Origin of the sequence: Thalassotalea eurytherma (assembly GCF_030161415.1) — a bacterium.
GTDB lineage: Bacteria > Pseudomonadota > Gammaproteobacteria > Enterobacterales > Alteromonadaceae > Thalassotalea_G > Thalassotalea_G eurytherma.
Window position 1 is genome coordinate 59,849 of the sequence record NZ_BSSU01000006.1, and the last position, 12,512, is coordinate 72,360.

General features: G+C 35.7%; 11 protein-coding genes. All 11 read left to right on the forward strand.

All coding sequences use genetic code 11. From position 1 onward, the window contains the following. Positions 1–284: 284 nt before the first annotated feature. The 11 genes from QQK02_RS06620 to QQK02_RS06670 all read left to right on the forward strand — a co-directional run bounded on the left by QQK02_RS06620 (position 285) and on the right by QQK02_RS06670 (position 12,420). On the forward strand, positions 285–1,658 hold the full coding sequence (locus tag QQK02_RS06620) for a tyrosine-type recombinase/integrase (RefSeq protein ID WP_284207200.1): 1,374 nt from the start codon (positions 285–287) through the stop codon (positions 1,656–1,658). A gap of 21 nt (positions 1,659–1,679) precedes the next feature. Beyond that, complete coding sequence (locus QQK02_RS06625; protein ID WP_284207201.1) at positions 1,680–5,024, forward strand: hypothetical protein; 3,345 nt, start codon at positions 1,680–1,682, stop codon at positions 5,022–5,024. A gap of 10 nt (positions 5,025–5,034) precedes the next feature. Continuing rightward, entirely contained in the window at positions 5,035–5,625 is a 591-nt protein-coding gene (locus QQK02_RS06630) for a hypothetical protein (protein WP_284207202.1), read from the forward strand. A 118-nt stretch (positions 5,626–5,743) separates the two neighbouring features. Next, positions 5,744–6,901, forward strand: coding sequence for a hypothetical protein (locus QQK02_RS06635; RefSeq protein WP_284207203.1), 1,158 nt, complete (start codon positions 5,744–5,746; stop codon positions 6,899–6,901). Between the two features lie 14 nt (positions 6,902–6,915). Next, positions 6,916–7,482: a recombinase family protein gene (locus QQK02_RS06640; protein ID WP_284207204.1), complete on the forward strand. Its 567-nt coding sequence runs from the start codon at positions 6,916–6,918 to the stop codon at positions 7,480–7,482. Between the two features lie 24 nt (positions 7,483–7,506). Then, positions 7,507–7,977, forward strand: coding sequence for a hypothetical protein (locus QQK02_RS06645; protein ID WP_284207205.1), 471 nt, complete (start codon positions 7,507–7,509; stop codon positions 7,975–7,977). Next, complete coding sequence (locus QQK02_RS06650; protein ID WP_284207206.1) at positions 7,964–10,243, forward strand: AAA family ATPase; 2,280 nt, start codon at positions 7,964–7,966, stop codon at positions 10,241–10,243. Before QQK02_RS06645 ends, QQK02_RS06650 begins: the two co-directional genes overlap by 14 nt. Positions 10,244–10,312: 69 nt before the next feature. After that, positions 10,313–10,825, forward strand: coding sequence for a hypothetical protein (locus tag QQK02_RS06655; protein ID WP_284207207.1), 513 nt, complete (start codon positions 10,313–10,315; stop codon positions 10,823–10,825). A 592-nt stretch (positions 10,826–11,417) separates the two neighbouring features. After that, on the forward strand, positions 11,418–11,639 hold the full coding sequence (locus QQK02_RS06660) for a TA system antitoxin ParD family protein (RefSeq protein ID WP_284207208.1): 222 nt from the start codon (positions 11,418–11,420) through the stop codon (positions 11,637–11,639). A gap of 97 nt (positions 11,640–11,736) precedes the next feature. Further along, positions 11,737–11,934, forward strand: a complete 198-nt coding sequence (locus QQK02_RS06665; protein ID WP_284207209.1) for a hypothetical protein — start codon at positions 11,737–11,739, stop codon at positions 11,932–11,934. 90 nt (positions 11,935–12,024) lie between these two features. Then, on the forward strand, positions 12,025–12,420 hold the full coding sequence (locus QQK02_RS06670) for a hypothetical protein (protein WP_284207210.1): 396 nt from the start codon (positions 12,025–12,027) through the stop codon (positions 12,418–12,420). The last annotated feature ends 92 nt before the right edge of the window (positions 12,421–12,512 follow it).

Here is a 12,512-nt window from a genome sequence, read left to right on the forward strand (position 1 = left end):
GCAGCCTGGTAGCGCGTGCGTCTGGGGGACGTGAGGTCACAAGTTCTTAAATTTGAAAAATAAAAGTCTACCATAAAATCATATCTAAAATTCAGCATATTATTCTTTTTATACCTAAAATCACTATTGTGTAATTTATTTCCTTTCTGAATGTAGTTAATTCAAGTCTATTGATTTAAAAGGGTTAATCGCACAAAAAAAGAAACCTTGTAATGGATTTAATGGTGGACTATAGTAGACTTTGATAACGACAAAGTCGGGTTGAATTCAAGGTCTACCATAAAATGACAACAAAAAAAATCAAATACGAGACTGTTAGTTCTCGATACTCGTACTCACTTATAGACTCTAATCTAGGAAGAATTGATGAATACAGCCAGTATTTAGAGAGCAAAATACTAGATAAAGCCCCGCAGTCAACAATCAATGCTATTGCTAATGACTTGAAGGTATTTTACGATTATATTTTAGCTTTCGAGGACTTGCAGGAGTTATCGGAATTGTTACAAAAGGAAGTATTAAAAACACCTCTTAATCAAATCATATCTCAATACCCTGAATATTTAGTAAACGGTAAGCATAGCCCTTACGCCTTAGCTAGTTATGCGAGTAAAAAAAATAATCGCAAAGGAATATCAGTAAAATCTTCGGAAAGATATATAGCTTCCGCAAACCAGTATTTAAAATACTCCGAGACAATTCAATCCGAACTACTAAATCTAAGCGATAAGGGTTTGGTCGATATTAATTTAGATTCTGAAACTCTACTGGACAACTCTACTTTACGACGTGAATTGGCGGTTAGTGAAAAGAAATCTATTTTGGCAAATAGTATGTTAGCTAATGTTGTAAGGGGTGGAGCTAAATATATGGCACAAGCGGCTATTTCAGTATCAAAAATGCATAAAATATCTTCAGGTGAAGATAGCAACGTTGAAGTTAAGGCTTTCCCAGTTGAATTTCTTCTGGATACGATTAATGCCTCGAAAACTTATAGGGATAGATGTTTTTGGTCACTGTTAGCAGGGACAGGAATACGTACGTCAGAGGCAGTACAAACACTAATGCAAGACATCGATCCAGAAGTTGAGACTATAAAAATTAAAGATCCAACGTTTAGAATGGAACACTATTCTTTTCTTGATAAGAATCAGCTTAGTAGTATGGCATTCAAGTCACGTCAAACAGAGAAGGTCTGGTTTCTTGAGCCTTTTAAATCAATATTCTTTTTGAACCTCCAAAAGTATTTACTTGAAGAAAGACCTCAAGAATCCTCGTCGCATTCCCTTTTCTTTGTTTCATTGGCAAACAACACCTTTGGTAAAACATTAATTGGCTCAACTGAACTAAACCCAACGTTCAAGGAGGCACAAAGAAAAGCAGGCATGAATAAAACATTCACGCTTCACTCTCTTAGACATTTTTATGGAATGTGGTGTAGAAATTACATAAAAAATCCCGATGGAAGTTATGGTTGGTCAGAGTCAACAGTTCAGGTTGCTATGGGGCATGCAAGCCGTAAATCAACCAAAATATACGCTCAAAAAGACAAGAAATTGATGTCTTTAGCTCTAAAGTATGCCAATGAATTTATTCTCGGAGCTTCTCCTGAACTCACTGTGGATGAAGTAGCTTATCTTTTTGATAAGTATAAATAAAGCAAGAATTAAGGGAAGGATATGAGCACTTTTTCAAAAAATGAATCCGTCTTGATTTCTCAATCATTTAATAGTGATTTAGCACTTGTTGGCAACTCTAGTGCTATAAAAAATAAAGACGTGTATGAATACTTTTCTTATCAAATTTTAAACGCCAACTGTACTGACGGTTGGAGTCAAACTACTTTATGTGAACTTGTAACTGTTCTAGAGGGTAAAAATGGATACAAAAAACTATCGAATAGAATAGCGTCGTTAGTTAAAATACCTATTTCAAATTCTTCGTCTGTTGATTATTCGGTGGTTGGAAGAATTATCTTTTGTTTGTTTTCGAGCGCTGCACTTAAAGGATTGGTAACTCTCCCTAGTAATTTAATGATAGCTAGTGCGTTTAAGAATAATTTTGATCTAATGAATGGCTTTCCATTCTCTTTTTGCTTTGCTCGAGATGTGATAGAGCTTCTTAATGTGTCTACTCCAAAACGTTATGCGGAAAGCAAAGCTAAACTTAAAAATAAGTGGATTAATATAGAAGCAAAGTTGAAAGCTAGCAATACATGGAGAAAAAGTTGCAATGACATAGCTACAGTAATGGTTAGATTTGGAATGAATTCTTTCAATAAACTAGATGTTGAAAAATTTGCTTTACACCGAGTAGAAGTCATGGATTCAAAATTAGCCTGCTCTAATTTTGCTAATTTTTTTGCTTACTATGATAGTATTTGTGGGACAAGTTACTCTTTTGACTATGAGCTTTATGTAAGTAAAAATCAAGTTAGTTCTAGAGGCTCTTACCAATCTAATTCTCTAGGAATGTCAGGATATACAGTTAGTACAAGCACTACTGCACAAAATCTTGCAGGATTATTGCTACCCGCAAATATTATGGTTTTCTCACCTATGACTGTAAGTAAAAAAATAGAGATTGGTAACTTCAGCTTTTCCTTGTCTGAATTAAGCGACTACTCTACTGACAGTATCGGAAAACAATCTCTTTGGATAGATAGTCAGAAAGACTATATAAATAGTGTAAAACATGAGAACTCAACAAGGAAAAGTATATCATCAAGGTTACGTTATTTTAATATCTACCTATATGGCTACCTCCCCTCCTTTTTTAGTTCTAATAAAACCATTTTTAAGTTTCCTACAACTCCAGAAATGTTTCAAAGGCATGTTTTCGTAGAGTTTTCTAATGTAATTGATCGTTCAATAAGTCAACCAGCATCGTCAAAGATTTATCCAATGTCTATTGTGGATTTTATTACTATTGTGGCGGAAAAAAATAGTAAAGATAGTGTTAAAAGCAAAAACCTATCAAGAGGTATCAAACGCACTGTTAAATTATATTTTGATTTTATTATCAATCAATATTCAACACTTAAAGGTTTCAATATAACAAGTAACCCTTTTAACTCTCTCAAGCTAGAAGCAGGAAAAGGCTATTCGAAGTCGAATAAGCAAAGATTTCAATTGGAATACTGGATTTATTTTAGAATATTTATTAAAGAAACAGCAAAGTACATGCTATTAGATACATTGCAAAGAGTTTATACTGGGTACTTGGACTTGGGGGATAAAACAAAAGCCAGTCAATGTCTAGAAGACATAGATGAGGCTGCTAGTCTTCTAGGTATCACTTCTGACAAAGAAAGATTTAAAAAACCTCACAACTTAAGTAATTACCTAGAAGTTAATCGCCCCGTACAAAAAATAGATTGGAAACCTTTATTGATAGATGGTGTAGATTTAGCCGATTTTCAAATGCGGAAACTGACTTTGAATGATGTTAATTCTGAAGTGGCAATAAACGATTATCAACGCTTTGTGATCGTAGCAGTTGCATGTTACGCAGGGCAGCGTGCTTCAAATGCTGCGTGGATAGACTCTGAGAGATTTGATAAGCATGTTGACTACAGTCAATTGAAAGCGGGTGATCCTGTAACTATTTTTATAGATACTGATAAGGTCCAAACTGAAGGACTAGATAGTGTAGTTCCGTATGAAATATTTCAAATACTAAGGGTGTGTCGAATTATTAAGTCGTACAACCACAACCCTTCCTTCAAAAAACCAATCTATTATCAAAACAATCCCGATAGTGTTTTCGGAAAAATAAGCCCGCTAGTTCAAACGACTGATATAAATACAAGTGTCAATTATAATCTGTGTGACTTACAAAAAGTCTTCGAAAAGGCACTTGATAATTCTGGTATAGAATATAAATCTTGTTTGTTTTTAGGGCATAGGAAATTTTCACCTAAAGAATTTGATCACTTCAGAAGAAACCGTTATATACCAAGGAATGCAAGTTATAAGATTTCATATGATAATGGAGTAAGCTCAACTGAATTTAGTTCTATCAATTCGAAGTCTATGCATACTATTCACTCACTTAGAACTCAGTTAGTTAGTTCTTGTGATGTTATATTAGAAGATAATGATTTAATCCGAATGATGACTGGGCAGGCTGATGCAACAATTGGTTACTACAGTACAAACACCCCTGATCAAGAATCAGAATTAAGAGAATATAAAAATAAAGGCAAAATTGAACAAGAGGTGATGCCTGTTGAAAACCCTAAAAAGATAAAGGAAGAGTATAAAAAATCAATTGACAATAATTCTTTCCACGAAGACTTTGGTGCTATTAGCTCTTTGCCACCAAGTTACTCTTCAACTGGGTTGGAGGATATTAAAAACATACATCCTGATGAATTAGCTTTCAATTGGACGCATGTTTGCTCTACAAATAATGTCTGTACGGATGAAGTTATAAAAGAAGTTGGTGAAAAACAGTGCCACCTGTGCTTTAAGGCTGTTATTTCCAAGCATAACTTACCCGCAATTGCTGCTTTAGTTAAAAGTAAAGTTGAAGAAGTTTGTGAGTTAAATACCATAATGCAACAGCCTGATATAACAGATGAAGATAGGTCTTTTTATCAACATAGAGTTCGTAAGTTAACTTTAGAAGCGAGTTCATGGAAGGTAAGGCATGACTATATTCTCAAGAATAAAGCACTTCTCATTGGAGATAAGGATAAAATTATGCCAGATATTAGGTATATACCACCTGATTCTATTAAAGAGAAATTTCTTGCAAGATTAATAGAAACTAAAAATGCTCCCGCCCTGCAAAGCAATAGATTAAGGATTCAAGCTGAACGGTTAGCCAGAAATTTAGCGGTTAAAATCTCTAGAAGTGGAGAGCAAGTCAAAGGTTCTTTAAGTTCAATAAAATACGACCCGGTCAAATTCACTCTACATAACCTAGAATATTTGGCAGAGCTAGAGCAGTGTTCAGCACAAGAGCTCTTGGATAATTACAGCAAAGGAACAACAAGTCAGTTAGACTTTTTTGATTAAGGAAATTGTAATGAGTCAAAAAAAACAAGGTGATTATTTAAAGCAAAAAAATCTTGCATTGGTAGAGAGAAGAATCAAACTTTTACAAGAAGTTTTGCCTAAAATAAAAGTCTCGAAAAGTGATGGGATTACCTCACTATGCGATAAAGTTTCTGAATATATTTATAATAATTACAGTGAAAGGTTTTCATCGTCAACGTTAAGGTCTAATGGCGAGTATAGGGTTATTATAGAGTCAAGACTTATAGGTAAGAAGCTGTCTCCAAGCTCAACACAACATCAATTATTATTAAAAAAATCAGAAATAAAGAAACTTAGGGATGAAAATAAACTGTTGGTTAATGAGTTATCTAAAGCGCATAGTCAAATTAGCGCTCTTGAGCATCATGACATATCGCTAAGGACATCTAAACCGAAAAAGGTTGATGATACTCCTTTTAAAATTATTATGAAGCTACTCACCAAATTGGGGATTGAAGGGATAGTTATAGATAGTGAGTATGTTTATGACACCGTCGAAGTTTTTGGAAAACAAACAGTGGTTTTCTCCAAAGAAGATTACCCTGAGTTTTTCGAATGGTATTTTACTAACACGAAATAAACTGTTCTATAGTGTTTTTTTCTTTCGGACATGTCCGTTACGAGAAAATTTGACTATCGTACATCAGCGGCCTATATTGTCCGTTAACCATAACTTTCGGACAAGGAATGTTGTTAAAATGAAATACCTTTCTAACTTAGTTTTTATCGTACTGGGGTTATTGTATAGCGCTGAAGCTATGGCTGAACTAAGTGCCCAACAAAGGAGTAACTTCAACTTACGGCTTTCACAGGTAAATGCAACCTATCCAGTTATGATAGACTCTAACACTCGTGCGGATAAAATGTGGCTTTTGGGCAACACAGTTTATCTCCAGTTGACAGGGGTGAATATTGACGTTTCTGCATTGAATGATGATGACAAGAATAACTTAACTTCAAAAATGTTTAGTATGTTGCGCAATCAATACTGCAAAACGGATGAGTTTAGCTTTTTTAAAAGTAACGGTCTCAATTTATCAAGGATTTTGAATGATAAAAATAATGTATACCTTACTGAAATAAAGGTTAGTAGTGAGGATTGTGAGTTAGTTGACATTAATTCAAAAGAAGATACTAAAGAGAGCATTACGAATAAGCCCCAACAAAAAACTCCAGAAATAATTAAAACGACCAAAGATGAATCAAAGTATAGAGCGTTATTTGACGTAGTGGCGTATAACTACCCCCCATACGACTTAGGAAGCCCAGTTCTTGAAAATGTTTATCAGTATAAAAAAGGCGATTACATCAAGCTTGCATATGATATGTGTGAGGGCTATGTTTGCCAAGTAGTTACACCACTTGGCAGTAAAGCTTGGGTTTATGGTCACAAGCTAACAGACAATGACAATATAGATAAAGCTCTGGATGAATTTAACAGTCTAGGTATGGGTAATTGGTCACGGGTAGAAATAACTATATGGAATGACATTAAGAGTGACCCGTCTAAAATCGAAGGCTGTGCTTTAAAGTTACTTTATGGTGATGATTTTAATAAAGAAACGGATTGGCCTTCATACTGCAATCGTTTATCAAAAACTAAGCTGTTAGATTCAAAACTTAAAGAACTACAGTCTTCATTGTCAGACTTGTCCCCATCTGACTCAGAGTTATTAAAAATGAAAGAAGGAAAGATATGGATTGGTGCTAAGGCTATGCATCTTTCTCTATCTTGGGGGACTCCTGATGACGTAAATTCAACAATTACAGCTCATGCACGCAAAGAGCAATGGGTCTATTCAGGTGGAAATTATGTTTACCTAACTAACGGTATTGTTACGGCTATCCAAAACTAGGGTTAGGTTTAATTATGAAGGTAGGATTCGCTAGGGTTTCAACTGACAAGCAAGACTTAAAGCAACAGCTTGATGCACTTAACGCTGTGCCTTGCAATAAAGTTTTTCATCTAAAAGCAAGCGGCACATCGCAAGAAAACGATGAAAAACTGGCTGAGCTCATCGATTACATAAGAGATGATGATGTCGTTTACGTCACAAAGCTGAATCGATTAGCACGCTCAACGAATAAAATACTAGCGTCGATTGAAGCTATTCATGAAAAAAATGCTCGATTAGTGACGCTAGACGGCTCAATCGATACGAGCAATGACAACCCTTTTTCTAAAGCAATGATCTCTATCATAGCGACTTTTGCTGAACTTGATAAAGACTTAATCAAGCAACGCACGTCCGAAGGTCAAGCGGCTGCGAAAGCAGCGGGCAAGCGACTAGGCAAGCCCCCCTCTCTTGACCAGAAACAGACAAAACAAGTTGTAAAACTTCTTAAAGCAGATGAGTCAGTCATCAACATTGCAAAGAAATTCTCAGTTTCACGACAAGTTATCTACAGAATCAAAGAAAAGCACATAACTAAGTAGTCAGTAGTAGTAAGGAAGTGCAGTATGACAACAGCAAAAAAACTGAACGGAGTACAGCTCAAGCAACATAACTATCAAAAGTTCATAAAATGGACAGAAGATGTCTCTGATGTTGACTTGATTAGTATTGTGTCGAAACGGTCTGGCCTGCTGAAGCGAGTCGATGTTGCTAAGTTAGCTGACATTAACAGAAAAAACTTAACAGATAACGCTGATATCGTTAAAGCACTCGAAGCGTTCGAAAATAAACTAAGAAGCAGAGAAATACTTCCAAAAGTTGCTAATGACAAAAATGAAAACGCTAGCGATAAGTGTAAAGATCTAAATGCAAATGAGTTTAAGGACGCTAGAGCGTCACAGCAGCTCGCTAAAGCTCAACAGCGCATACTTGAGCTAGAATCTCAGCTAGAAGCGCTCACAGACGATTTAGAGCGCCTCAGTGAGCATTCAGAAGTGTATCTAGAGTTAGCGGAGTATCAACGTGCAAAAAAATAGTTATTCATTGATCTTGCGCATAACCAGATTGCAAGCATCCTTTAATCCTGATTTTCGCCGCTTCGCCGCTGTTAAAGTCGACCCAGCAACACAACTAGCAACGTCAACTCGTGACAGGTATTACATAAAAGTAGAGACAACAAAAATAGCGCTAGAGCCGTCTAGGGGACAGTTTTTAAGAGTTCGAGGGCAAGGCGAAGTTAAAGAAGTGATGCAAGGCGATAATAATTATTTAGTTAACGAGCATCGCATCGAGGATGATGTTGAAGTAGAGTTTGTTGATGCAGTAACTAATCATGCATTTATTGAGTTTATAGCAAGCGACAAGGGCTTCGCAGGTATCGGTACGGCGATTGCGACAGATATTTGGAATACATTTAAGCAAAGCATCTTTAGTGTATTAAAAAGTGATGACGCAAAAGAACAACTTACAAAGCCACTGAAGTCCGTTCGAAAAGATAACTCCCTTAGACAACTGACAGAGCGACAAATAGACTCATTAATCGAAGGGTTTGAGCGATACAAGAACTTACAGTATGCAGAGTTCTTCACTAAGATGCGCATACCGCTTCATGTGCAAAAGCGCATTTTTAAGTTTAAAAGTTTCGAAGAGCTTACGCATCTTAAAACAAGTAGAGGCACTAGCTATTCTTTAAACGTCGCTCAAATCATTCAAGAAAATCCATTTTTACTCATGAATTTTGGTATGTCATTTGAGCAAGTTGATGATATTGCTCAAGACAAGTTTAACGTAAGTAAAGACAATGAAAATCGCTTGTCAGCTGCTGTACATTGCATGCTCTTAGAAGCGCAAAATAAAGGCGATACGCTAGTCTTATCAAGCAGTGAGCATATAAAAGAACTCAAGAAGTTAGTTGGCAGTGAACTCGCTAATAAAGCGTTAAATATTCACTCATCTAAAACATTCGTGAAGTTTGATGACTGCTATCAGTCAACATCAAACTATATTGCAGAGCGTGTTATTGCCAAGCGTTTTCTAAAATTAAATGCGAAGTCTAAAACTTTTGAAAATACTGAAGTAGAAGCGACTCGTTATGCGATGTCTCAATTGCCATTTGAGTTATTAGATAAGCAAAAAGAAGCAGTATTCACTGCTGTAGAGTCTAGTATTTCAGTCATATCTGGTGGTGCAGGAACTGGCAAGACAACGATACTCAAAGTCGTTGTAGAGACATACAAAAAGTTGGGGTACTACATTCATGCCATGGCGCTGTCAGGCCGTGCTGCAAGTAGACTAAAAGAAAGTATTGATATGCCAACTTCAACCATAGCGAAGTTCTTAAAGTCTAAAAAAATCATCAATGACAATACTAAATCACTCATTATTATTGATGAAGCATCAATGCTTGATGTGATGACAATGTATCGTATCGTGACTCATGTCACGCCAAATGTGCGCATTTTACTCGTAGGTGATATGTACCAGCTTCCCGCTATCGGAGCTGGTCAAGTGCTTGAAGATGTGATTAATTCAAAAGTTATTGCAGTTGTTGAGTTAGATGTCGCTAAGCGAGCCTGTGGTTCAACAGGCATAGCTGAGTACAGTGTTGCGATTAGAAATAATGAAATACCCGAAAAACTATCAACAGGCGCTATTGTATTTCACGATACTGCTTATGACGATGTCAAAACAGTCTGTACTAAGCTCTACGCTGACTCTAACAAGAGCGCACGTATTGTAGCGTTCTCTAATAAGCTTGTTGAGCATATCAATACGTTATGTCAGCAAACATTTAATGCAAATGCTGAAAAGATTCAAATAGAGCACGACCAGCAAAATTGGCAGGTCGCTCTTTATAAGCATGACCCTGTTTTATTTACAAAAAACAACTATGACTTAGATATTCAAAACGGCAGCTTAGGAGAGCTTATTTCGTTGCCCGGTGAAGAGGATGATTCAGAGTTTGCGTTAGTTGAATTAGATGATGATAAACGAGCGATAGAGCTTACTTTTAACATTATGCTTGATGTCTTACCGGCTTATGCGATGACGCTTCACAAAGCTCAAGGTTCTCAATTTGACGATGTTATTGTTGCCTTGTCAGCTAGCGAAAGAATTGATTACCGGTGGCTATACACTGCTGTAACGAGAGCACAGAAAATACTACATATCGTGGGTCCTGAGGAAAAATTCTTTAAAATAATCAAGCATAAAAGTACTACGACAACACATAGAACAACTGCGCTTAGTTATTATTTGTCGAATAGTGACTTTAAGTTAGTTCGCAAAGAAAGAGTGGCTTAATAAATCAGTTAGCATATGCAAACTTAATTTATAACTAGTTACATTGTAACCGTTTTAAGGATGTTATTAATGAGCAAAGAAATTGAAGAAACAGAAAAATACAAACAAGCTAAAGCAAGAAAGGTTACAGAAGGTAACTATCTCTTATTTAAGAGTGTTATAGAGAAAGAATCATTTCAAGTTAAAGATGATGAAGATTTAACAAATGAACTAAGAAAAGCCTTTAAAGAACAGGCTGATAGAAAATTTGAGAGAGCCTTCAAAAGAGGCGAGCTTAGAACTGACAAATCCGTTTCTGAAGAAGATAAGTATAGTATTCACGTACTATTAACTAGAATGCAAGATTCTGAATTTAAACGTCTTAAAAGCTTAGTTAAAACACATAAATATCGAATGATTAGGTCTAGTGAACAAAAGACAATAAACATTACTAATAATAGACTTCAGAAGCTTAAAGAACTCAAAGAACAGTATAATGCAAAATCTTATGATGAACTTATAAGAGTATTACTGATGCTTATTGATATTAGTGATGAAGCAAAGAGCATGATGACTACGCTAATGAAAAGTACTCAAAAATAGTGTTGATACTATAACTTAAAAGAAAGCGACTAAGATCAAAGGATAAAGAGCTAAAACTAAACGGAATTAAATGGTTACGGTGTAACCACTTAATTTCATCATTGCCAGCAGTAGCTGCATGGATGCAGCGTAATACTAAATCTGCACTTTTCAAACATTCCCGCTCTGCTAAACAATGTCTTTTACACCTGACTTTTTTGAGCTGTTGGAACAGCTCACACTCAAAAGCATCGAACTACAGCAAGCAAAAAATCAAGGATGATTGCAAATCGAAGCAGGACGCTTCGCAAAGAAGCTATCAATTTATAGCGTTAGTTCAGAAGTGGTTACACTGTAACTACCTATGCTGTCTCAGCGGTTATGATTCTTCAATCAAAACTTTGAATATTGATTTTATACAAGTGGCTTTTTTAGTCGATTCAAGTGAGTTCTTTAGTTTCTCAATCATGTCATGAGTTACTTCAAGATTTGATAGCTTGTTGTTTGTAATCGCTATTTGAAGTGATTTTTGATTAAGAGTATTGTCTTTTAGCATAATCGAATTGTATAAGTCATAATGAACTAATGTTAATTATGTATACAAGAGAGTGTTATGACAACTTCAAGTATAAAGTTAGATCAAAGCTTGATTGATGATGCGAACATTATCGCTAAAGCTCTAAATAGAACAGCTTCTGAGCAAATAGAGCACTGGTGCAAAATAGGCAAGACAATGGAAGACAACTCAGATTTAACATATGATTTTGTTAAACAAGCGCTAATAGCTAAAGAAGAGAAAAATTCAGACTTATTAGAAACTTACACATTTGACTAAAAATCCCTCCCAGCGAATTGTTTCTTTTCTTTTACTGACGACTTAGAAATGAATTTGTAGCGTAACAAAATAGAAAACATTGCTAGAGTAAGTTTTTATGAAAGACGAAGATTTAAAGTTTGAAATTATCCCTTCCCGTCATGGTCCATCGCTTGGTGCGTCAGTTGGTGTGAGGGTCATCTATAGCTCAATGAATATAGCAGCAGAAAGCACATTAAAGAAAACTCAATACGCAAATAAAGTAGAAGCAATAAAGAAATTAAAAACGCTTATAGCGAAGCAAGAGTTAGAATAGCACGCTAAAGCATTATCATTTTGTAGCGTGACAAAATAGAAAACATTGCTAAAATACTGTTAATAAACACAGTGTTTCGGAGCAAAAAAAATGGAAGTTTCAGGAATAATAAGAGAAGCAATAATTATATTTGTATGCGACTTATTTGATGAAGAGAATAACGGCGTTTCGTTCCTCTATGGCACAATACAATGCGACAATCTCCAACGTTTTGAGCAAGGTAACTGGTTCTTGAGTAGTCGAATAGTAGCGCAGTACGATGATAAAGTTCTGACTAAAGATAGATTATATAAGCTTGCTGATAAAGCGTCACACGTAACATTGAAACTAGATGAATTCAGGTATGTACAAAACGGCCACTCGCCAGAAGTTGCTATCAAGTTAGCAGCAGATAAGTCGTTTAAGACGCCCGTTGAAGCTCGCAATTATATCACTAAACAAGACAAGCAAGAGTTAGATGAGTTCTTGTCTTTTTTGAAATCTTAGTAGTAGTGAAACAGTTACACTGTAACTACTACTTATGGTTATGGTTGCATTCCTAGCACCTCTCTATATACGGCGTCATTTTTAGCAGTATA

Coding starts and splice junctions, on each gene's coding strand:
- QQK02_RS06620 (WP_284207200.1), top strand. CDS start 285: ATGACAACAAAAAAAATCAAATACGAGACTGTTAGTTCTCGATACTCG.
- QQK02_RS06625 (WP_284207201.1), top strand. CDS start 1,680: ATGAGCACTTTTTCAAAAAATGAATCCGTCTTGATTTCTCAATCATTT.
- QQK02_RS06630 (WP_284207202.1), top strand. CDS start 5,035: ATGAGTCAAAAAAAACAAGGTGATTATTTAAAGCAAAAAAATCTTGCA.
- QQK02_RS06635 (WP_284207203.1), top strand. CDS start 5,744: ATGAAATACCTTTCTAACTTAGTTTTTATCGTACTGGGGTTATTGTAT.
- QQK02_RS06640 (WP_284207204.1), top strand. CDS start 6,916: ATGAAGGTAGGATTCGCTAGGGTTTCAACTGACAAGCAAGACTTAAAG.
- QQK02_RS06645 (WP_284207205.1), top strand. CDS start 7,507: ATGACAACAGCAAAAAAACTGAACGGAGTACAGCTCAAGCAACATAAC.
- QQK02_RS06655 (WP_284207207.1), top strand. CDS start 10,313: ATGAGCAAAGAAATTGAAGAAACAGAAAAATACAAACAAGCTAAAGCA.
- QQK02_RS06660 (WP_284207208.1), top strand. CDS start 11,418: ATGACAACTTCAAGTATAAAGTTAGATCAAAGCTTGATTGATGATGCG.
- QQK02_RS06665 (WP_284207209.1), top strand. CDS start 11,737: ATGAAAGACGAAGATTTAAAGTTTGAAATTATCCCTTCCCGTCATGGT.
- QQK02_RS06670 (WP_284207210.1), top strand. CDS start 12,025: ATGGAAGTTTCAGGAATAATAAGAGAAGCAATAATTATATTTGTATGC.